The organism is Streptomyces sp. NPDC004051 (assembly GCF_053604275.1).
The window spans coordinates 159,194-181,205 of record NZ_JBSGHG010000002.1 but is presented as its reverse complement, the minus strand read 5'-3'; the positions used below and the strand labels follow the sequence as shown (position 1 = coordinate 181,205).

Genomic DNA, 22,012 nt, shown 5'->3' with positions numbered 1-22,012 from the left:
TCCGGCCCCGCTGCTAGACCCCCGTCTCCGCCGCGATCCGGCCCGACCGCACCGCCGCCACCAGGTCCGCGTGGTCGGCCTCCGTGCGGTCGGCGTAGCGCAGCGCGAAGTCGGCCATCGCCTCGTCGAGCTCGTCGTTCTTGCCGCAGTAGCCGGCGATCCGGCGCGGGTCGGCGCTGTGGGAGTGGGCGCGGGCCAGGAGGGCGCCGGTCATGCGGGCGTAGTCGTCGACCTGGTCGGCGGCCAGGGCCGTCGGGTCGACGCTGCCCTTGCGGTTGCGGAACTGCCGGACCTGGAAGGGCCGCCCCTCGACGGTCGTCCAGCCCAGCAGGTTGTCGCTGACCACCTGCATCCTCTTCTGGCCCAGGACCACGCGCCGGCCCTCGTGCTCGGCGTCGGGGACGTCGAGGCCGGCCGTCAGCAGATGCGGGACCAGCGCCGAGGCGCGGGCCTCCTTCACCTGGAGGACCAGGGGCTCGCCCCGGTGGTCCAGGAGCAGCACGACGTACGAGCGGGTGCCCACGCTGCCCGTGCCGACGACACGGAACGCCACGTCCTGCACCGCGTGCCGGGCCAGCAGCGGAAGCCGGTCCGGCTGGAGGGTGGTGAGGTACTCCTCCAGGGAGCGGGCCACCGCGGCGGCCTCGGCGTCGTCGACGCGCCGCAGTACCGGCGGGGCGTCGACGAAACGGCGCCCGCCGTCCGCCGTCGCCTCGGTGGACTTGGCCGCGAAACGGCCGCTGGTGTTGGCGCGGGCCTTCGCGTAGACCCGCTCCAGGGTGCCCAGCAGATCGTGCGCGTCGGTGTGGGAGACCAACTCCTCGTCGGCGATGGCGTTCCAGGCGTCCAGCACCGGCAGCTTGGCCAGCAGCCGCATCGTGCGGCGGTAGGCGCCCACCACGTCACGGGCGGCCTTGCGGCAGGTGTCCTCGTCCGCGCCGACCTCCCGTCCCGCGAGCACCAGCGAGGTGGCGAGCCGCTTGACGTCCCACTCCCAGGGGCCCCACACCGTCTCGTCGAAGTCGTTCAGGTCGATGACCAGTCCGCCGCGCGCGTCGCCGTACAGACCGAAGTTGGCCGCGTGCGCGTCGCCGCATATCTGCGCGCGGATCCGCGTCATGGGGGTGCGGGCCAGGTCGTGGCCCATCAGGCCCGCCGCGCCGCGCAGGAAGGCGAACGGCGTCGCCGCCATCCTGCCCACCCGTATCGGCGTCAGCTCGGGCAGCCGGCCGCGGCTGGACTCCTCGACCGCGCTCACCGCGTCGGGGCGGGCGGGATCCAGGTCGAGAGCGGCGTGGGCGCTGCGCGGGACCAGCCGGCGCAGGGCCTTGCCGTCCTCCTTGGCCGAGTCCTGGGGCGGCCATGCCGCGAAGCCCCGTACGCGCGGCAGCCGCCGCACCTCACCGGCCGCCCGGCCCTCCGGCCCCGCCGGCGCCTCTTCCGTACCGACCCCACCGGCAACGAACTCGGTCACAGCAACCGCCTCCCCCGTACGCCCACACGTACGTCCGTACACACGCTCGACCACGCGCACGCGCCGACACCCGACGCGAACGACCGTCGGCCCGACGCCGACACAGGCATCGGCGCAGGCCAAGACATCAACCGTGCAGACGGTACAACCCGAAGGACGAAACGCGTCAGGGCCTGTGGACGACTCCGGGGCTGTGGACGGCCCCCTCACCCGCCCACGACCGCCTATCCCGCCTCGGCGACGTCTCCCCCCACCGGTTCCAGCCGCCCCTGCGCGAGGGCCCGCTGGGCACGGTCCGCCGAGATGTCCAGCCGGGCCAGCACCGCCGGGACCGCGATGCCCGGCAGCATGTGCTGGAACAGCACGACGACCCGGTGCTCCAGATCCTGCCGCTGGCAGCGCAGTTGCGACAGGAGCTGCACCCCCGAGTAACTCGCGACCAACAGCTCCGCCGTCTCCGTCACATCGACGTGCGGCAGCAGCTCGCCCCCCGTCTTCGCCTCGGCCAGGGTCCGGGTGGTCTGGTCGATCCACATACGGAACGCCGGGGTCCGGTCCAGTCCCAACGCCCCTTGGTCCAGGGCCAGTCCGACACTGGCCCGCACCAACGGATCGGTCCGCAGCCGCAGGGCCAGCACCAGACCGGAGTCGACGAGTTCCTGGAGCTTGCTCGCCTGGGGCGGCAGGGTGACCGCCAGCTGCTCCTCGAAGATGCCGAGCGCCAGCTCCTCCTTGGAGCCGAAGTGGAAGTACAGGGCGCCCTTGGTCACCCCGGCCCGCTCCAGGATCTCCCCGATGGTCGCGGAGGTGTAGCCGCGTTCGTCGAAGACGGCCGCGGCCGCGTCCAGAATGGTCCGCCGTGTGCGGATCGCGCGCTCCTGTCGCGCCATCGGGTGCCTCCTGATCTCCGTTGATCTCGTGGATCGCCGTGAAGTCGCCGCGCGGGCGCCATGCGTGATCGTGAATGCCGTGCGGGCGCGTGGGCTCGTCTCCAACGGTATGGATCACCCTTGAAAAAAACCGGCTCGTCCGTATCTTAGTGCGAAAGTCGACCGGATCCAGGACGTCCAGCCGCTAGCCGAGGGGTCGCCATGCCGCAGTCAGGTCCTTCAAGTACATCCACGGAGGATCGGACCGGACAGGGGGGCGGGCCCGCAAACGCGGCCGGACGGGCTGCCGGTGCCCACGCCGGCCCCGGCACCACCCGGGTCACCGAGCGACTCGCGCACCGCACCCGCGCGGCGGACGTCTTCCCCACGGGCTGGATACGCCTCTCCGACCTCGCCTTCCGCGTCACCGCGCGCTGGCCCGCCGACCACTCCTTCTTCGGCCCGGCCGACGATCGCCACCAGGACCCTATGATCATCGGCGAGACCCTGCGCCAGACCTCGATGGCTCTCGCCCACGCCGAGTTCGGCACCCCGCTCGACACCCACTTCGTCATGTGGGACCTGTCGGTCACCTCGGACCTCTCCGGGCTGTTACTCGTGGACGCCGCCGAGCCGGTCACCATCGACGTCGTCTGCTCCGAGGTGCGCCGCCGGGGGCGCGGTCTGAGCAGCATGCGGACGACCATGGAGTTCCGCCGCGCGGGACGGCTCGTCGCCCGGGGCACCGGCAGCACTGGCTGCACCTCACCGGCCGCCTACCGGCGCCTGCGGGCCCGGCAACTGGACGCCATGGACAGCGCGATACCCCTGTTGCCCCCCGTCGCCCCCGAACTGGTCGGCCGTGACCGGGTGGAGGACGTCGTCCTCGCCCCCGCCGACCGCCCCGGCACCTGGCTCCTGCGGGTCGACACCAGCCACCCCGTGCTCTTCCCCCGGCCCAACGATCACGTCCCCGGCATGATCCTGTTCGAGGCGGCCCGCCAGGCCGCGACCGCGGCATCCGGCAGCCGGACCTTCCTGCCGACCGACATGGCCGCCTCCTTCAGCCGCTACGCCGAACTGGACAGCCCCTGCCTGCTCGAAGCCGAAGTCCTCGACAAGGACAAGACCGACACCGACACCGACACCGACACCGGGAACGGCGAGGTGACCGTACAGGTCTCCGGCCGGCAGAACGACAGGCCCGTCTTCACCGCCACCCTCACCTCAGCACCTCACAGCCGCATCCCGGACCACACCCCGGTACGTTCGTCGCTGTGACGCCGAGAACGGTGAACCTTCTGATCACGGGCGGCACCGGCTTCATCGGCAGCCGGATCGCGGCGGCCGCACGCCGGCGCCCGGACACCCACGTCCGTCTGCTGTCCCGCCGCGCCCTCCGCACACCCACTGAGACCGAGACCGCACCCGAGACCGAGACCGTGCCCGGCGACCTCGCCGATCCCGCTTCCCTGTACGGCAGTTGCACCGGCATCGACGTACTCGTCCACTGCGCCTCACGCGTGAGCGGCGACCCGGAATCACTCGCGGCGGTCAACGACCGGGGCACGGAAGCCCTGATGGAGGAAGCGGTGCGCGGCGGGGTGCGCCGCATCCTCCACGTGAGCACCGCCGCCGTCCACGGCCGGGGCCCCTTCCGCGGCGTGCGGCCGGGCGAGGCCCCCGTCGCCCCCGCCTCCGCCGCCAGCCGCACCCGTGCCGCCGCCGAGCGGCACGTCCTGGACGCGGGCGGCCTGGTGCTGCGACCCCACCTGGTGTACGGCGAGGGCGACCGCTGGATGGTGCCCGGACTGGTCGGACTCCTGCGGGAGTTGTCGGCGACCGTGACGGACTGCGAAGCCCTGCACTCCATGATCGACGTGAACACGCTGGGCCGCGCCGCCGTCGCCGCGGCACTCTCCCCGGCCCTCGAACCCGGTGTCCACTACGTCAACCACCCGGCCCCCGTCTCCGCGTCCGAGCTGCTCGCGGCCGTGTGCGCGCACGTGGAACAGCCCGTCGGGGGCGCGTCGGTGGACGTCACCACCGCCTACGCGCGAGCCGCCGACTCACCGCGCGCCCTGCACCACCTCGGCATGCTCACCGTCGACCACTGGTTCGAGGACGACGCCTTCTGGAGCACCCTGAACTGCTCCCCGGGCGACACCTTCGCCCACGCCTTCCCCCGTGCGGCCTCCTGGTACCGGTCGTTCCTCGGCGCTCCCTGACCGACTTCCCGCACACCGGCCCGCGCCGGCACCCGCCGCATCCGTCCGCCACCCCGGAACCAAACCGATTCGTCGGTTTGTCCGCCGGGCCGGAAGCTCGAACTCCCCACCGGAACGCGATGAGATGTTCATCACGTCACCTGGCCCGCATCCCACTCCGCCCGCACCCGGTCGCACCGCACCCGGTCGCGCGCGCCGAAATCCACTCACCGAATTCCACTCACCGAGACCCATCGGCGGGTGTGACAGCAGGACCGCCACGGCCTCCTCGCCGCAGCGGTCCGCCCGCCCCGGTGAACCAGCCACCGGTCGTCCCGTCCCTCAGCTCAGGTCGGTTCGGTTCGCGTCGAGGGCCGGTACCAGCTGAGTGCCGCTCGGTTCATTCTCCTGCTGGTGGAGGAGGGCCGTGTCGGCGAGGGTGTTGACGGCCGTGTTGAACCGCTCCATCGAGGTGGGCTGGTCCGGGCCGAGGACGTACTCCTTGAGCGTGTGCCGGTCGAGTGCCATCGGGTCATGGCGCGGCTCTCGCACCGACCGCAGGATCTCCGGCAGTCGGGTGCAGGCCCGGTCGAGGAGATAGGCGCCGCCCGCGGTGGTGTAAGCGGCGCGGAATTCCTCGTCGGGCAGATCCTCGGCGTTGGTCAGGACGTACGGCTTGAGGCTTGCGACGAAGTCGGCGACGACGGAGGAGACGTCACTGATGAGGATGTCCGCCTGGTTGAAGCACTCGTACAGGGTGGGCAGCTGACCGGTGATCACCTGGTGGCGGAAGGGGCCGGTGCGGCTCCAGAAGAGGCGGTGCCATTCGGCTTCCAGGTCGTGCCACTCGTCGGAGCCGGTGTGCTCCGGCATCCGCGCGTCGCGCGTCTGCTCGGCGTCGTCGCCGATCCGGTTGCGGCCGGCGAGTTCGTCGAGCCGTTCCCTGATCTCCTGCATCCGCGACTCCGGATCGACGGCGGAGTCGGGCAGGGTCTCGGCGGACTGGCGTCGGTGGTTGTCGGCCTCGAGCATCTCCCGGATGGCCCGGTCGGCGGCCGCGGCCTCCTCGGAGCGCTTGCCGGTCAGCGGATGCGGTTTGTACAGGACCCGTACGCCCTCGTCGAGCAGGGCCCTGACCAGTTCCGTCCCCATGGGGATCACGGAGGTGTGGCAGTCGTCGTCGCTCCAGCCCTCCCAGGTCGGCGCGTACAGCACGGTGGGCAGCGGACCGGGTATGTGATCGGCGTGCAGTCGGATCGGAGCCAGCTGGGGACGGCCGACCTCCACGATCGCGGCGTCGTCGATGGCGTGCCGGATCCGCTGGTAACGGTCGCGGCCCGCGCGTCCGGCCACCCAGATCTCGTCGTACACCTTGCTGACCCGGTTGCTGCTGGCGAGCTTGTCGCTGTCGCCGTGGCCGATGAAGACGTGCTTGGCCTCGGCGACACGCAGCATGTGGACGTTCTTGCCCGCGTTGCCCGGGTACAGCACCACCTTCAGGTCGGGCAGTTCGAGCTGGGCCAGGTCGTCGGCCCTGGGCACGCACACGACCGGGAGACGGGTGCGGCTGAGGTAAGAGAAGGAGGCACGTTCCCGCAGGATGATCAGCGGGCGGCGGTCGAGGTTCTCCAGGGTTTCGATCCACATGTTGACCTGGTACATGAAGTCCCGGGAGACCGCGGCGAAGCTGAAGTACAGGGCCACCTCCGGCCGGTAGTCGGCCAGCTGCCGGTTGAGGGCGGCGATGATCTCCTCCCGCTCCGGAGTCCGGCGGGCCCTTCGCACCTGCGTGGTCAGTGCCAGCAGCAGGAGAGCGGACAGACCGAGGCTCACCGCGTATCCGGCCTTGGTGAAGGCCCAGCCGGCGGTCGCCAGACCGGCGAGCAGCCCCGCGTGCATCGGCAGGTCGAGGTGGAGCATCCGGCGCAGGTAGCGGCGGAGCAGCAGGGGCGGCGGAGCCTTGGGGATGCCCGCGTCGCTCATGTCCATGTTGCGCACGGCGACCGGCAGCGTCCGCTCCCGGCGGATGACGCGGTGCAGCGCGGTGTAGAGCACGAGTATCCCGAACTGGGCGCCCACGACGAACAGTCCGGCGGCCAGCACGGGCTCGGGCGCCTCCATGCGTACCGCCAGCATGAGAAGCAGCACGTCACGGGCCAGGAATCGGGTGACCCGGTCGACCCTGAGCGCGGCCAGTCGGCGGATGAAGGCGGGCTCTAGACGGTGCAGCCACGCGTCCGCGGCATAGCTGACGGCCGAGGCGGCGATGAACCCCCACAGATGGGGGAGCAGAGCGAACAACGGGAGCGCCGCATAGCTCGCCCCGAGCAGAAGCGCCAGCGCAAATCCGCCCCATGTGTGTATGCGCAACGCGGCACGCAGCGGTTGGAGCATGGTTGCTCGATGTCCCTTCCAGGATGCGACTCAGAGGCCGGCCGAGAGTTGGTGATACGTGTGTTCGACATGTAGATGGGGTGAATGGTTGCGTAACGAGAGGTAACTTTCTCGGCGCGCGAATCGGGCGGGCCCGGCGCACCTGTTTCAGGACCTGCCCGACGCCCTGCTGACCGTCGGCAGAAGCCCGCCGACCCCGGACGCTCCTCGAACCGTGCCGCCGGTGACCTCCCGGCCCACCGGCACGTTCACGAAGCCGATCGAAAAGATCCAGCCGTATCCGAAGTGGACGCTCGAACCGGCCGGTTCGGCGCACCTTGCTCCACCGGACCGGCAGACCGACCTCAGGACGGCCCCCGGACGCGAGCCGGCAAGCCGCGCAGAGCGGGGACACGGCCGCGAGCAGGGCGGACACCGACGAACCGCGGACAGGCGAAACAGGAGACCCTGCCCGTGAGATACCTCACGGGCAGGGCCCCTGTGCGCTTCGAGCAGGCTGTGCGTCGCCTCACAGCCCCCAGCGAACGAGAAACGGGCCCCTGCCGTGACTTTCGTCACCTGCAGCGACCCGTTCCGTCGTTTTCTCGTTGTGCGCGAGGGGGGAGTTGAACCCCCACGCCCTTGCGGGCACTGGAACCTGAATCCAGCGCGTCTGCCTATTCCGCCACCCGCGCATTGGGTGTGTCCTCAGGCCCCGCTCCTAGTGGCTCGGCGCCTTCCGACACCAGAACATTAGCACGCTGATCGGGGTGGAATCACATCCCTTTCCGCCCGCCCCGGACCACGCCCGTCCGAACGGCATCGCCGCACGGTGGCGTCACACCTCGAACAGAAACGGTGCCGCCTCCCGGACACGCGCGCACCGACAGGAACCAACGGGTACGCGGGGCACAGAAGGACACGGACGCGTGTGGGAAGGCACGGACGGACACGGATGCGCTTGGATGTGTCCCCGCCCCCTCCACAAGAACCACTTCACGTATCAACCTCGTACCGGTGAACCCCGTCTCCCCAGGCGCCGGACGGAGCGCACAGCCTCGTGCGGGACACTGGTCCACAGTCCCCTCTACGATCCATGGCAGGGCGGCTCGTACGAGCACGGCCGAAGGAGTTCGAAGGGCCCCGGAGGGAACCCCGAGAGAACCCCGTCAGGCGTCGACACCGGTCGGCCGGGCAAGCAGGGGGAACCAGCCGATCGACCGGGGCGTGGATACGATCAGTAAGCAGTACCAGGTAGACGGTGCACGGATCGGCGCACCGGGCAGTAGACGCAGTGGACAGGGCAGTACACAGGACGGCGACGACGGAGGAGGTGCCCCATGGGAGTCCTGAAGAAATTCGAGCAGCGGCTCGAAGGCCTGGTCAACGGCACCTTCGCCAAGGTCTTCAAGTCCGAGGTGCAACCCGTGGAGATCGCGGGAGCACTCCAGCGGGAGTGCGACAACAACGCGACCATCTGGAACCGCGACCGCACCGTCGTCCCCAACGACTTCATCGTCGAACTGAGCACCCCCGACTACGAGCGGCTCAGCCCGTACTCCGGGCAGCTCGGTGACGAACTCGCCGGCATGGTGCGCGACTACGCCAAGCAGCAGCGCTACACCTTCATGGGCCCCATCAAGGTGCACCTGGAGAAGGCGGAGGACCTCGACACCGGCCTGTACCGGGTGCGCAGCCGTACGCTCGCCTCCTCCAGCAGCCAGGCGGGCCCCACCGGCCCCGGCCCCGCGGGCCCCGGCCCGGGCACCCCGCCCGCCGGCCGCCCGGGCGGCTACGGCTACCCGCCGGCCGCTCCCGCCGGAGCCCCGCCCATGCCGGCCGCGCCGCCACCCGGCGGTTACGGCTACCCGCCGGCCGCGGGCGGCTACCGGCCCCCCTCCGCGCCCCCGTCCGCAGGCCGCACCCGCTACTGGATCGAGGTCAACGGCAACCGCCACCAGATCTCCGACGCGACGCTGGTACTGGGCCGCAGCACCGAGGCCGACGTACGGATCGACGACCCCGGCGTCTCCCGCCGGCACTGCGAGATCCGGACCGGAACGCCCTCGACGATCCAGGATCTCGGATCCACCAACGGCATCGTGGTGGACGGACAGCACACCACCCGCGCTACGCTCCGCGACGGCTCGCGGATCGTCGTGGGCAGCACCACCATCATTTACCGGCAAGCCGAAGGGTGAAGCGGGGGCAATGTCAGAGCTGACCCTCACGGTCATGCGGTTGGGTTTCCTGGCCGTACTGTGGCTGTTCGTGATCGTGGCCGTGCAGGTCATCCGCAGTGACCTCTTCGGCACGCGGGTCACCCAACGCGGAGCACGCCGGGAGGCCACCCGGCCGCAACAGAGCGCCCGGCAGGCGCCGCCGCAGCAGCGCCAGCAGTCCGGGGGCGGTCGCCGCGGTCGCAACGCACCCACCAAGCTGGTCGTGACCGAGGGCAGCCTCACCGGCACCACCGTCGCGCTCCAGGGCCAGACCATCACCCTGGGCCGGGCGCACGACAGCACGATCGTGCTGGACGACGACTACGCCTCCAGCCGCCATGCCAGGATCTACCCGGACCGCGACGGCCAGTGGATCGTCGAGGACCTGGGCTCCACGAACGGCACGTACCTGGACCGGTCCCGGCTGACGACACCCACACCGATTGGACCGGGTGCGCCGATCCGCATCGGCAAGACCGTCATCGAGCTGCGGAAGTAGTGCTACACCAATGACAGAACGCGAGCGGAGCGAGCACGCGGTGGGGGTCCCGACCCAGGACCCCGGCGCGCTCCCGACCGGAGGGTGGGCAGTGTGGCTCGACACGACCGGCTGTACCCGGAGCCGACGGGCGAGGTGCGCATGAGCCTGTCCCTGCGCTTCGCCGCCGGATCACACAAGGGGATGATCCGGGAGGGCAACGAGGACTCCGGTTACGCCGGTCCCCGCCTGCTCGCCATCGCCGACGGCATGGGCGGCGCCGCGGCCGGCGAGGTCGCCTCCTCCGAGGCCATCTCCACCATCGTCGCGCTCGACGACGACGTTCCCGGCTCCGACCTGCTCACCTCCCTCGGCACGGCGGTGCAGCGCGCCAACGACCAGCTGCGCATGATGGTCGAGGAGGACCCTCAGCTCGAGGGCATGGGCACCACCCTGACCGCCCTGCTGTGGACCGGCCAGCGCCTCGGCATGGTGCACGTCGGCGACTCCCGGGCCTACCTCCTGCGCGACGGCGTCCTCACCCAGATCACCCAGGACCACACCTGGGTGCAGCGCCTGGTGGACGAGGGCCGGATCACCGAGGAGGAGGCGACCACCCACCCCCAGCGGTCCCTGCTCATGCGGGCCCTCGGCAGCGGCGAACACGTCGAACCCGACCTCTCCATCCGCGAGGTCCGGGCCGGAGACCGGTACCTGATCTGCTCCGACGGCCTGTCCGGCGTGGTCTCCCACCAGACCCTGGAAGAGGCCCTGGCGGGCTACCAGGGCCCCGAGGACACCGTGCAGACCCTGATCGAGCTGGCGCTGCGCGGCGGCGGCCCGGACAACATCACCGTGATCGTCGCCGACGTCCTCGACCTCGACACCGGCGACACCCTGGCCGGCCAGCTGTCCGACACCCCGGTCGTGGTCGGCGCCGTCGCCGAGAACCAGAACCAGCCGCACGACGGCAGCGCCATGCAGACCCCGGCCGGCCGCGCCGCCGGCCTCGGCCGCCGACGCGGCCAGAACGGCGGCGGAGGCGAGTTCGGCCCGCCCGGCAGCGGCGACGTCACCGGCTTCATCCAGACCGACGGCTTCGGCTACGACGAGGACGACTTCGTCAAGCCCCGCAAGAGCCGAAAGTGGATCAAGCGCTCCTTCTTCAGCCTGCTCACCCTCGCCGTCCTCGGCGGCGGCGTGTACAGCGGCTGGCGCTGGACGCAGACCCAGTACTACGTCGGCGCCAACGGCGAGCACGTCGCGCTCTACCAGGGCATCAACCAGGACCTGGCCTGGGTCTCGCTGTCGAAGGTCGAGAAGGACCACCCCGAGATCGAACTCAAGTACCTGCCGCCCTACCAGCGGAAGCTGGTCGAGGCGACCATCGCCGAGGGCGACCTGCACGGCGCCCGGTCGAAGATCGACGAACTCGCGGTACAGGCCTCCGCATGCAGGAAGGAAGCCGAACGACGCACCGCCGAGAGCAAGAGCAACGCGAAGACCGGCGAGGGCGAGGCCGGAGGCACCACGGGAACCACACCCGCCTCCTTCACGTCCAACACGCCGACGCCGAACCCCCCGGATTCGCCCGGGGCTCCGCAGAAGTCCACGCCCCCGTCCACGACCGCACCTACTCCCAGCCCCGGCCCCAGCCTCTCGGAGGAAGAGCAGAAGGTCGTCTCGCTGTGCGGTAAGCAGTAGGCAAGCCGTGAGAGGCCCTGTCACACGATGAGCAGTACTACCAACCCATCGGCGCAGCACACGTCCACGATCGGCGCGATCGGGGCGCCGAGCCGGCGCAACACCGAGCTCGCGCTGCTGGCGTTCGCCGTCGTCATCCCGGTCTTCGCCTACGCCAACGTCGGGCTGGCCCTCAACGGCTCCGTCCCCTCCGGGCTGCTCGCCTACGGGCTGGGGCTCGGTCTGCTGGGGGGAGTCGGACACCTCGTGATGCGGAAGTTCGCCGCCTACGCCGACCCCTTGCTGTTGCCTCTCGCCACGCTGCTGAACGGTCTCGGGCTGGTCGCGATCTGGCGGCTGGACCAGTCCCAGCGACTGCAGAACCTGGCAGAGCGCCAGTACGGGGTGTTCACCCCGTCGGCGCCGAACCAGCTGCTGTACTCGGCTGTGGGACTGGCTCTGTTCGTGGCGGTACTCGTCTTCCTGAAGGACCACCGGATCCTCCAGCGGTACACCTACATCTCGATGGTGGGAGCACTGTTCCTGCTGCTCCTGCCGCTGGTGCCCGGAGTCGGCGCCGACGTGTTCGGCGCGAAGATCTGGATCAACGTCGCCGGTTTCTCCATCCAGCCCGGCGAGTTCGCCAAGATCATCATTGCAATCTTCTTCTCCGGCTACCTGATGGTGAAGCGGGACGCGCTGGCTCTGGCCAGCCGCCGGTTCATGGGCCTGTACCTGCCCCGCGGCCGCGACCTGGGCCCCATCATCACGATTTGGGCCGTCAGCCTGCTCATTCTCATCTTCGAGAACGACCTCGGCACCTCGCTGCTGTTCTTCGGCATGTTCGTGATCATGCTGTACGTCGCCACCGAGCGGACCAGCTGGATCGTGATCGGTCTGCTGATGTCGGCCGCCGGCGCCGTGGGCGTGGCCTCGTTCGCCAGCCACGTCCAAGCCCGCGTCGACGCCTGGCTGGACCCGTTCGCCTGCTACAAAACCTCCGGCGCCTGTGAGCAGATCGGCCAGTCGATCATGTCCTTCGGGTCCGGCGGCGTCATCGGCACCGGCCTCGGACAGGGCAACTCCGATCTGATCGGCTTCGCCGCCAACTCCGACTTCATCTTCTCCACCTTCGGCGAGGAACTCGGCCTGGCCGGCGTCATGGCCATGTTTCTGCTCTACGCACTGATCATCGAGCGCGGTGTACGCACCGCCCTGGCAGCACGTGACCCCTTCGGCAAACTGTTCGCGATCGGTCTGTCCGGAGCCTTCGCCCTGCAGGTCTTCGTGGTGGCCGGCGGAGTCATGGGCCTCATCCCGCTGACGGGTATGACGATGCCGTTCCTCGCCGCCGGTGGATCGTCGGTCATCGCCAACTGGGCCCTGATCGGCATCCTGCTCAGAATCAGCGACACCGCCAGGCGCCCGGCCCCCGCGCCCGCCACCAACCCCGACATCGAGATGACCCAGGTGGTCCGCCCGTGAACAAGCCCCTGCGCCGCATCGCGATCTTCTGTGGGCTCCTCGTCCTCGCCCTTCTGCTCCGCAGCAACTGGCTTCAGTACGTCCAGGCGGACTCCCTGCAGAAGCACGAGAACAACCGACGCATCGCCATCGAGCGCTACGCGCAGCCGCGCGGAGACATCATCGTCGACGGCAAGCCGATCACCGGTTCCAAACAGACGTCGGGCAGCGACTTCGAGTACAAGCGCACCTACAAGGACGGCCCGATGTGGTCGCCGATCACCGGCTACGCCTCGCAGGCCTTCGGTGCCAACCAGCTGGAGGCCATCGAGGACGGCATCCTCACCGGCAACGACGACCGCCTCTTCTTCCGCAACACGCTCGACATGCTCACGGGCAAGAAGAAGGAAGGCGGCAACGTCGTCACCACGCTCAACGGTGCCGCACAGAAGGCCGCGTACGAGGGCTTGGAGAAGCAGGGCGGCAAGGGCTCCGTCGTCGCGATCGAGCCGTCCACCGGCAAGATCCTGGCCCTGGCCTCCTTCCCCTCCTACGACCCGTCCGTGTTCGCCGGCAACAGCAACTCCGACGCCGAGGCCTGGCAGAAGCTGCAGAAGAAGAACAACCCCGCCGACCCGACACTGAACCGGGCACTGCGCGAGGTCTACCCGCCCGGCTCCACCTTCAAGGTCCTCACCGCGGCCGCCGCCCTGGAGGAGGGGCTGTACAAGAGCGCGGACGAGAAGACCGACACGCCCCTGCCGTGGGTCATGACGGGCACCACGACCGAGCTGAAGAACGACGGCGACCTCCCCTGCGAGGACGCCACCCTGCGCGAGGCGCTCCGGGTCTCCTGCAACACCGTCTTCGGCAAGATCGGCGCGGACCTCGGCAACGAAACGATGCTCGAGTACGCCAAGAAGTTCGGCTTCACCGAGGAGCAGTTCGTCCCGGTCCGCTCCAGCGCCTCGGTCTTCTCCGAGGACATGGAGCCGTCGCAGACCGCGCTCTCCTCCATCGGCCAGTTCAACACCGCCACCACCCCGCTGCAGATGGCCATGGTCACCGCCGCCATCGCCAACAACGGCACCCTGATGAAGCCGTACATGGTCGACGAGCTCCAGGCCCCGAGCCTCGACACCATCGAGAAGACGGACCCGGAGAAGCTGAGCGAGCCGATGTCGGCGGAGAACGCTCAGATACTGCAGTCGATGATGGAGACCGTCGTCTCCGAGGGCACCGGCAGCAAGGCGCAGATCGAGGGCGTCACCGTCGGCGGCAAGACGGGCACCGCCCAGCACGGCGTGGACAACAGCGAGAACCCCTACGCGTGGTTCATCTCCTACGCCAAGGGCGAGGACGGCAGCTCCCCGGTGGCCGTGGCCGTGATCATCGAGGACGACGACGCCGTGCGCGGCGACATCTCCGGCGGCGGCCTCGCGGCCCCGATCGCGAAGAGCGTGATGGAGGCGGTCGTCAAGGGCAAGCAGTGACCCCGGTCACGTCCGCTTCACATCGGTGCACGTTGCGGTACCGGTCCTGTATCGGCTGACGTACTTGGCCAGGTCACACAAAGCGAGCCGGGTACGGTAGGGCCCGGACGGCAGCCTCCGGCCGCACGAACGTGCCGACCGGGACCGACGGAGAGGGCTGGTAGTTAGCTATGGAAGAGCCGCGTCGCCTCGGCGGCCGGTACGAACTGGGCCACGTGCTCGGCCGCGGTGGCATGGCGGAGGTCTACCTCGCGCATGACACCCGCCTCGGCCGCACCGTTGCTGTGAAGACGCTCCGCGCCGACCTCGCGCGCGACCCGTCCTTCCAGGCCCGGTTCCGCCGGGAGGCCCAGTCGGCCGCCTCGCTCAACCATCCCGCGATCGTCGCGGTCTACGACACGGGCGAGGACTACATCGACGGGGTCTCCATCCCGTACATCGTCATGGAGTACGTCGACGGCTCCACGCTCCGTGAACTCCTGCACAGCGGCCGCAAGCTGCTGCCGGAGCGGACGCTGGAGATGACCATCGGCATCCTCCAGGCACTGGAGTACTCGCACCGGGCCGGCATCGTCCACCGCGACATCAAGCCGGCGAACGTCATGCTGACGCGCAACGGCCAGGTCAAGGTCATGGACTTCGGCATCGCCCGCGCGATGGGCGACTCCGGCATGACGATGACCCAGACCTCCGCCGTCATCGGCACCGCACAGTACCTCTCGCCCGAGCAGGCCAAAGGCGAACAGGTCGACGCCCGCTCCGACCTCTACTCCACCGGCTGCCTGCTCTACGAACTGCTGACCGTCCGTCCCCCGTTCGTCGGCGACTCCCCCGTCGCGGTCGCCTACCAGCACGTCCGCGAGGAACCGCAGCCCCCGAGCGTCTTCGACCCCGAGGTCACGCCCGAGATAGACGCGATCACGCTGAAGGCGCTCGTCAAGGACCCCGACTACCGCTACCAGTCGGCCGACGAGATGCGCGCCGACATCGAGGCCTACCTCGACGGCCAGCCGGTCGCGGCCACCGCGGCGATGGGTTCTGTCGGCTACGGCGGCTACCCCGACGACCAGGCGACGACGGCTCTGCGCACGGACGCCGGCGCCGCCACCTCGATGCTGCCGCCCATGAACCCGGACGACGGCGGCTACGGCTACGACGACCGCCCCGGCAGGCGCCGCCAGCAGCAGAAGAAGAACAACACCTCGACGATACTGCTGGTCGTGGCAGGCGTCCTGGTCCTGGTCGGCGCGATCCTGCTCGGTCAATCGATCTTCAGCAACAACGGCGGCGTGGGCAACGACAAGGTCGACGTCCCGAACTTCGTCGGCCAGACGGAGGACGGCGCCAAGAAGCTGGCCACCAACTCCGACCTGGTCCTCAAGTTCACCTCCGAGCCCTGCGAGAAGCAGCCCAAGGGCAAGATCTGCGAGCAGGACCCCCTGCCGGACACGGAGGTCGAGAAGGGCGAGACCGTCAACCTGGTGGTGTCCACCGGCGCGCCCAAGGTGGCGGTGCCCGATGTGCAGGGGCTGTCCTACGAGAAGGCGAAGTCACAGCTCGAGGACAAGGGCTTCGTCGTCGAGCAGAAGACCGAGGTGTCGGACCAGACCCCGGGCATCGTCATCGGACAGGACCCCGCAGGCGACACGGACCAGGAGAAGGGCACCACGATCACCCTCACCGTCGCCAGGGCGGCGGAGAAATCCACCGTGCCCGATGTCAGCAACCAGTCCTGCGACGATGCCAAGAACCAGATGACGGCCAACGACCTCGTCGGTAACTGCACCGACGTGGAGACCGACAACCCCGACCTGGTCGGCAAGGTCATTGGAACCGACCCTCAGCGGGGTACCCAGCTCCCCAAGAACTCGCCGGTGACCATCCAGATCGGCAAGGCCAAGGAGGCCGAGAAGGTCGCCGTCCCGAACGTCAACGGCCAGACCCTCGAGAACGCCCAGAAGATGCTCCAGGACGCCGGGCTGGCGGTCGGTGACATCAAGGGTTCGCGGGACCCCAACTCCCTCGTTTTCCGCGCCGACCCGGGCCAGGGCAACCCGGTCGACAAGGGATCGGCGGTCACCTTGTTCACCCTGGACCAGGGCGGCGACAACGGCGGCGACAACGGCGGTAACAACGGCGGCGGCCCCGGCGGCTTCTTCGGTGGCCTCACCGGCGGCAACAGGGACTGACCCCTCCCGGAACACCCCGAACACGCCAGAGCCCCGGCCCCCTCTCCGGAGGGCGCCGGGGCTCTGGCGTACCCGCGTACGAGCCTGTACAGAACTGCCCCCTCCAAGGGGGGCAAGTGGGATCCAGTCCCGCTCCCGAGTCTCCCTCTGCGGTGTCCTCAACACGCTGACCTGCGGCAACCCAGCAGTGACAACGTGTCACTCCTACTGACCAGTTATCCACAGGACTACCGGGCCCCCTCTCCCCCGCCCACAGCGGAGCCCCGGCCCTTGAACACACGTCCCCGCACCGCTCGTGCCTTCGCGTGCCACGGCTCGTTGAACGGGTGGGGTGGCGCACTGAGCTCTGCCCCGACCACGAGATCCGAAGGGGCAGACGATGATCAAGGAATCAGTCCTGCTGGAATCGCCGTCGCTGCGCAGCAGCGTGCTGGACCGCACGAACGTGCTCGACCGGGTCAAAGCCCTGTCGCTACTGCCGGACGGCATGCATGTGACGACGGCGATGGTAGCGACATACTTCGAGGTGGCCGATACGGTCGTCAACAACCTGCTCAGCCGCCACCGCCAAGAGCTCCAGTCCAACGGAATGCGGGTGTTGCGTGGCTCAGAGCTGCAGAATTTCAAGGAACTCAACCTGAGTTCCTATGGCCATCCACAGCCTCGCTCCGCTCTCGCCATCTGGTCCCGCCGCGCCGTCCTCAACGTCGGCATGCTCCTCCGGGACAGCGAAGTCGCACGTCAGGTACGTGTGTATCTCCTGGACATGGAGTACCTGGCGCGTACACAGCCTGTGGACAACATGGCATCTAAAGACCCTGACGGCCTCGATGCCCGCATCGAACAGCGCATCACCCACATCCTCGGCAGGACGGTCGTGCCGATGTTCAATGCCCTGATCGCCACGTCCGGTGAGCACCGCCGCGAGCTCCTCGAACTCCGCGAGGACATCGAGAACGTCGAACGCAGGCTGTGCCGGCACCACAAACGCCTCGCCGCCCTGGAAGGAGCTGCTCCCGCGGAGAACGTCAGGTCGACACTCAAGGCGATGACCTGGCAGGCGTTCGAACAGCATGTCGCCGAGCTGCTGCGGCGCGACGGCTGCACCGATGTCGTCGTACGGCAGGCCCGCAGCGACAGGGGCATCGACTTCACCGGCTACACCGCGGACGGGCGGACCGTGGCAGTCCAGTGCAAGAACCGGTCCGGCCGCTGGACCGTGCCCAGTGCCGACATGCAGAAGTTCGCGGGAGCGGCTCGGGCCATCAACCGTGTGGACCTCGCACTCTTCGTCGCCCCCTGCAACTTCAGTCACGAGTCCCAGGCGATCGCCGACCTGACCGGAGTCGTCACGGTCGATCGGGAAGAAGTGGAGGCCTGGACCGCCGGAGTGCGTCTCAAGGCTCTGCGGTGACGACGCATCACGGAGGCCCGAAGCCGCAAAGGCAAGTTGCGGCTTCGGGCCTCCGTCATGCTAGGGGACCGGGCTCCTCGGAGGACCCCGGTCAGCGCAGTTCCTTCGGTGGGGTCCGGTCCTTGTCGACCTTCTCCGTGCGCTCCAGTTCGCCCCAGACGATGTAGCGGTACTTGCTGGTGTACACCGGGGTGCAGGTCGTCAGGGTGATGTAGTGGCCGGCCTTCTTGCGGCCGGACTCCTCGGGGATCTTGGAGAGGACCTCGATGTTGTACTTCGAGGTCTCGGGAAGGATCGCGTACGTCTTGTAGACGTACCAGGTGTCCTTCGTCTCGAAGACGATCGGGTCGCCTTCCTTGATCTTGTGGATGTCGTGGAACTTGGCCCCGTGGCCGTCCCGGTGCGCGGCCAGCGAGAAGTTGCCCTTCTTGCCGGAGGTCGGCAGGGTCGCCTTCACCGGGTCGGTGTAGTAGCCGGCGACGCCGTCGTTGAGCACCTCCATCGTGGTGCCCTTCTCGACCAGGATGTCGTTGCCCATCGCGGGCACGTGCAGGAAGCCGATCCCGTCCTTGCTGTCGTAGGAGGCGGGGTCGCCCCCGGTGCCGACGCCGGGCCCCTGGGCCCAGTTGTCACGCACCTTGTCCGCCTGCTGGCCCGCCGCGCGGTCGGCCAGCACGTTCGTCCACCACAGCGAGTAGACGACGAACAGGCCGAGCAGCAGGCCCACGGTGATGAGAAGTTCCCCGAGCGCGCTCACCACGATCGCGGCCGGACCCATGCGGCGGCGCGCCGGAGGCGGCGGTGACGCGGACATGGCGGCGTGCTCTTCGGTGTCGTCGGCGGTCACTGCCACGTTTCCTCTGCCCTTAACTGACGAGCGCATCCGGCTTGCCCTTGCTGCGCGGCCGTTCCTCGTCCATCTTGCCCCAGACGATCATGCGGTACTTGCTGGTGAACTCCGGCGTGCAGGTGGTCAGCGTGATGTACCGGCCGGGCTCCTTGAAACCCGACTGCTTCGGGACCGGTTCGAGCACGCTGATGTTGCTCGGCGAGGTCACCGGCAGGATCGACGCCATCTTGTAGACGAAGTACGTGTCCTGCGTCTCCACCACGATCGGATCGCCCGGCTCCAGCCGGTTGATGTACCGGAACGGCTCCCCGTGCGTGTTGCGGTGGCCCGCGACCCCGAAGTTGCCCTCCTTCTCCTCGGGCATCGCCGTCTTCAGCGCGCCCTCCGCGTAATGGCCCACCATGCCCCGGTCGAGCACCTTCTTGCTGTCGATCCCCTCGGCGATCGGCACGACCACGTCCAGCCGGGGAATGTGCAGCAGCGCGAAACCCTTACCCGGCTCGAACACCCCCGGACTGCGCTTGCCGCTGGCCCAGTCGCTCTGGAGGTCGCTCGCCTCCTGGCCGGCCTGTGCCTGCGCGCGCACATTCGTCCACCACAGCTGGTAGGTGACGAACAACAGCATCAGCACACCGCAGGTGATGAACACCTCGCCGATCCCCCGGCTCGCGACGACCGCGACACTCGGCTTCCGTTCCCGCGCCCGCCGCCGTGCCTCCACCCTCGACAGCGGCGTCCGCGGCTCCTGTGGCGCCTGTGGCGCGTCGTGGCCGTGGGGGGCGTCCGGATGATCCTCGGCGGGTCGATTCGCGCTGCCACGGCGCCCCTGACGCTTCTTGGCGGCCTTCCTGCGCGCCGCCCGGCCTTCGGGAGCCGCGGAAGCCGCCGAGGACTCCCCACGCGAGCCGTGCGCCGCGGGCCTCGTGTCCGCGTCGTACTCCGCGCTGTACTCCGCGCTCGCGTCGTATTCCGTGTCCGCGTCGTATTCCGTGCGCTCCGGCGGATCGGGGATCCGCAGCGCCACCGTCTCCTCGTCGACGGGTGGCGGATACGCGGTGCCGCCGACGACCCCGCCGGCATCGCCCCAGCCGGCGCCACCCCCTCCGGTACCGCCCCCGACCGCGCCCGCGCCGCCGTAGGGGTACGCGCCCTGCTGAGTGGTGTCGTACCAGCCGCCGTCCTCGAACGTGCCGGACGCCCCGTACGCGCCGGGCTCCCCGTACGGCTGCTGCCCGTACGGGGTTCCCTGCTCGCCGCCGGCGCCGTACGGGGAACCGTCCGTGAAGGACTGCCCGTATCCGGCGCCGGACTCGCGCTCGGGGCGCAGCGCGGTCACGCCGACGACCTGCCCACCACCGGGGCCAGCCCCGCCGACCTCGCCACCGCCCCGTCGTCCCCGCACTCCGCCAGCCAGTTGGCGAGCATCCGGTGCCCGTGCTCGGTGAGCACCGACTCGGGATGGAACTGCACACCCTCGACGAGCAGTTCACGGTGGCGCAGACCCATCACGATGCCGTCCGGCGTCCGGGCCGTCACCTGCAGCTCCGCCGGCACGGTGGCCGGCTCGGCCGCCAGCGAGTGGTAGCGCGTCGCCGTGAACGGCGAGGGAAGCCCCGCGAAAACGCCCTTGCCCTCGTGCTCGACCGGCGAGGTCTTCCCGTGCAGCAACTCGGGCGCACGGCCCACCACACCGCCGTAGGCCACCTGCATGGCCTGCATGCCGAGGCAGACGCCGAAGACGGGCACCCCGGACGACGCGCAGTGCCGCACCATGTCCACGCAGACACCGGCCTGTTCGGGAGTACCCGGCCCCGGGGACAACAGCACGCCGTCAAAACCGTCCTGTGCGTGCGCCGTCGACACCTCGTCGTTGCGCAGCACCTCGCACTCGGCACCCAGCTGGTACAGGTACTGGACCAGGTTGAAGACGAAGCTGTCGTAGTTGTCCACGACGAGAATGCGCGCGCTCACTGGTTGTCCACCGTCACATCGTTGAAGGGCAGCAACGGCTCGGCCCAGGGGAAGACGTACTGGAAGAGGACATAGACCACGGCGATGACCAGCACGAGTGAGATGAGTGCCCTCACCCATCCGTTCCCCGGCAGATGCCGCCAGATCCAGCTGTACATGCCGTCCCTTCCGTCGCACCACGGCACCGGACCCGTGCCGTTCGTCACCAGACTAACGGCGTAACGCCTCCGGTTTCCCGGCCTCCACAGGCTGCGTGGAGTCCGGATGCGCCCGGACGGTCAGCCGATGACCGCGCCCCGCTCCGGTTCGCACGTCATCGGTGTCGGACAGCGGCCGGGACGCGTGTACCCGGAAGTACGTGGCACAGGGCCGATCACCTCGATCTCCGAGGGCACGGTTTCGTGCGGACGGGGCTCACCGGCGGCCCGCGGCCCCGCTCCCGCAGCCCGTGGGTTCTACTGCACGGGCTTCGCGTAGTGCAGGTCCACCGCGCCCGAGTAGCCGGGCAGGGTCACCGACCCCTCGTCCTGGACCTTCCAGCCGAGCCCGTAGACGTTGACGTACACCATGTAGTTCTGGATGGACGGGGAGGCCGCGAGCGCGTTCTTCAGCTTCTCCGGATCGCCGACCGCCGTGATCTTGTACGGCGGCGAGTAGACGCGGCCCTGGAGGATCAGGGTGTTGCCCACACAGCGCACCGCACTGGTGGAGATCAGCCGCTGGTCCATGACCTTGATGCCCTCGGCGCCGCCCTGCCACATCGCGTTCACCACGGCCTGGAGGTCCTGCTGATGGATGACCAGGTAGTCGGGTTGCGGCTCGGGATACCCGGGAAGCTTGGCGGTGGCGTTCGGCGGGGCGTCGTCGAGCGTGACCGTGACGGCCTCGCCCGTGAGTTCCTGCGTGCCCGCGCGGTGCTCCAGTTCGGCGAGCTGGTCGTCCTCCGCCTCGGTCCTGCCGTCGTCACGCTCGGCGAGGGACTCGATGTCCCCCCGGAGCGCCCCGTTGGTCTCCTCCAGCGCGCCGTTCTTGTGGCTGCGCTCATGAATGAGGTCGGACAGCCTCAGCAGGGAGTCGTCCGTGCGGATGTTGGTGCCCTTCGCCGTGTTGAAGCTGGTGAAGAAGAGGAGACCCGCGAGGGCGAACACACCCGCGGTGAGCATCCGGACGGGCCGGAAGCCGCGTCGGCGGACAGGGCTGGATTCCGTCCCTGGGAAGTCGGCAGAATTGCTCAACGTACCCTTATCTCCTTCGGCGCCACGGAAGCACTACGCTAACTGACGCCCGGGGGAGCGCTCGGAGTCCCCTTGCCACCGCCCCGAGCA

17 protein-coding genes, 1 tRNA gene and 1 pseudogene are annotated in these 22,012 nt (G+C 69.3%); 9 read left to right on the top strand and 10 right to left on the bottom strand.

The window, feature by feature from the left end:
* Window positions 1–13: 13 nt before the first annotated feature.
* Together ACWEQO_RS04365 and ACWEQO_RS04360 are read right to left on the bottom strand one after the other, a co-directional pair.
* Window positions 14–1,474 carry a DUF2252 domain-containing protein gene (locus ACWEQO_RS04365; RefSeq protein ID WP_452978745.1) on the bottom strand — a complete coding sequence of 487 codons (1,461 nt, stop codon included), beginning with the start codon at window positions 1,472–1,474 and terminating at the stop codon, window positions 14–16.
* A 224-nt stretch (window positions 1,475–1,698) separates the two neighbouring features.
* Window positions 1,699–2,364: a ScbR family autoregulator-binding transcription factor gene (locus ACWEQO_RS04360; protein ID WP_361459896.1), complete on the bottom strand. Its 666-nt coding sequence runs from the start codon at window positions 2,362–2,364 to the stop codon at window positions 1,699–1,701.
* Between the two features lie 201 nt (window positions 2,365–2,565).
* Here ACWEQO_RS04360 and ACWEQO_RS04355 point away from each other — a divergent pair, with 201 nt between their 5' ends.
* Complete coding sequence (locus ACWEQO_RS04355) at window positions 2,566–3,624, top strand: ScbA/BarX family gamma-butyrolactone biosynthesis protein (protein WP_452978741.1); 1,059 nt, start codon at window positions 2,566–2,568, stop codon at window positions 3,622–3,624.
* A gap of 11 nt (window positions 3,625–3,635) precedes the next feature.
* Window positions 3,636–4,571, top strand: a complete 936-nt coding sequence (locus ACWEQO_RS04350) for an NAD-dependent epimerase/dehydratase family protein (protein WP_452978738.1) — start codon at window positions 3,636–3,638, stop codon at window positions 4,569–4,571.
* A gap of 321 nt (window positions 4,572–4,892) precedes the next feature.
* Here the strand turns inward: ACWEQO_RS04350 and ACWEQO_RS04345 are convergent, their stop codons facing one another.
* Window positions 4,893–6,944: a hypothetical protein gene (locus tag ACWEQO_RS04345; protein ID WP_452978735.1), complete on the bottom strand. Its 2,052-nt coding sequence runs from the start codon at window positions 6,942–6,944 to the stop codon at window positions 4,893–4,895.
* A 590-nt stretch (window positions 6,945–7,534) separates the two neighbouring features.
* Window positions 7,535–7,618: transfer RNA gene (locus tag ACWEQO_RS04340), tRNA-Leu, on the bottom strand.
* A gap of 645 nt (window positions 7,619–8,263) precedes the next feature.
* Between ACWEQO_RS04340 and ACWEQO_RS04335 the strand changes: the two genes are divergently transcribed.
* The 7 genes from ACWEQO_RS04335 to ACWEQO_RS04305 all read left to right on the top strand — a co-directional run bounded on the left by ACWEQO_RS04335 (window position 8,264) and on the right by ACWEQO_RS04305 (window position 17,866).
* Window positions 8,264–9,124, top strand: coding sequence for an FhaA domain-containing protein (locus tag ACWEQO_RS04335; RefSeq protein WP_452978732.1), 861 nt, complete (start codon window positions 8,264–8,266; stop codon window positions 9,122–9,124).
* Window positions 9,125–9,134: 10 nt separating this feature from the next.
* Entirely contained in the window at window positions 9,135–9,644 is a 510-nt protein-coding gene (locus ACWEQO_RS04330; protein WP_361459891.1) for an FHA domain-containing protein FhaB/FipA, read from the top strand.
* A gap of 141 nt (window positions 9,645–9,785) precedes the next feature.
* Window positions 9,786–11,327, top strand: coding sequence for a Stp1/IreP family PP2C-type Ser/Thr phosphatase (locus tag ACWEQO_RS04325; protein ID WP_361459915.1), 1,542 nt, complete (start codon window positions 9,786–9,788; stop codon window positions 11,325–11,327).
* A 27-nt stretch (window positions 11,328–11,354) separates the two neighbouring features.
* Complete coding sequence (locus tag ACWEQO_RS04320; RefSeq protein WP_452978729.1) at window positions 11,355–12,791, top strand: FtsW/RodA/SpoVE family cell cycle protein; 1,437 nt, start codon at window positions 11,355–11,357, stop codon at window positions 12,789–12,791.
* Window positions 12,788–14,263 (top strand): peptidoglycan D,D-transpeptidase FtsI family protein, encoded by a 1,476-nt coding sequence (locus ACWEQO_RS04315; protein ID WP_452978725.1) that lies wholly within the window; start codon window positions 12,788–12,790, stop codon window positions 14,261–14,263. The genes ACWEQO_RS04320 and ACWEQO_RS04315 overlap by 4 nt, the downstream gene beginning before the upstream one ends.
* 170 nt (window positions 14,264–14,433) lie before the next feature.
* The gene (gene pknB, locus ACWEQO_RS04310) at window positions 14,434–16,452 is read left to right on the top strand and encodes a Stk1 family PASTA domain-containing Ser/Thr kinase (RefSeq protein ID WP_452978722.1); all 2,019 of its coding nucleotides are present in this window, start codon (window positions 14,434–14,436) and stop codon (window positions 16,450–16,452) included.
* A gap of 379 nt (window positions 16,453–16,831) precedes the next feature.
* Complete coding sequence (locus ACWEQO_RS04305) at window positions 16,832–17,866, top strand: restriction endonuclease (RefSeq protein ID WP_452978719.1); 1,035 nt, start codon at window positions 16,832–16,834, stop codon at window positions 17,864–17,866.
* Between the two features lie 91 nt (window positions 17,867–17,957).
* Here ACWEQO_RS04305 and ACWEQO_RS04300 read toward each other — a convergent pair whose 3' ends face one another.
* From ACWEQO_RS04300 to ACWEQO_RS04275, 6 genes and pseudogenes are all read right to left on the bottom strand, one after another.
* On the bottom strand, window positions 17,958–18,719 hold the full coding sequence (locus ACWEQO_RS04300) for a class E sortase (RefSeq protein ID WP_361459886.1): 762 nt from the start codon (window positions 18,717–18,719) through the stop codon (window positions 17,958–17,960).
* A 13-nt stretch (window positions 18,720–18,732) separates the two neighbouring features.
* Window positions 18,733–20,052, bottom strand: coding sequence for a class E sortase (locus tag ACWEQO_RS04295; RefSeq protein WP_452978715.1), 1,320 nt, complete (start codon window positions 20,050–20,052; stop codon window positions 18,733–18,735).
* A complete protein-coding gene (locus ACWEQO_RS04290) occupies window positions 20,049–20,687 on the bottom strand; it encodes an aminodeoxychorismate/anthranilate synthase component II (protein ID WP_361459884.1) in 639 nt (212 codons plus the stop codon). Before ACWEQO_RS04290 ends, ACWEQO_RS04295 begins: the two co-directional genes overlap by 4 nt.
* Window positions 20,684–20,845: a hypothetical protein gene (locus ACWEQO_RS04285; protein ID WP_361459883.1), complete on the bottom strand. Its 162-nt coding sequence runs from the start codon at window positions 20,843–20,845 to the stop codon at window positions 20,684–20,686. Before ACWEQO_RS04285 ends, ACWEQO_RS04290 begins: the two co-directional genes overlap by 4 nt.
* Before the next feature lie 52 nt (window positions 20,846–20,897).
* Window positions 20,898–21,094, bottom strand: a pseudogene (locus tag ACWEQO_RS04280) (class E sortase); the annotation flags it as partial.
* A gap of 48 nt (window positions 21,095–21,142) precedes the next feature.
* Window positions 21,143–21,922 (bottom strand): DUF881 domain-containing protein, encoded by a 780-nt coding sequence (locus ACWEQO_RS04275; protein ID WP_452978711.1) that lies wholly within the window; start codon window positions 21,920–21,922, stop codon window positions 21,143–21,145.
* Window positions 21,923–22,012: the final 90 nt, after the last annotated feature.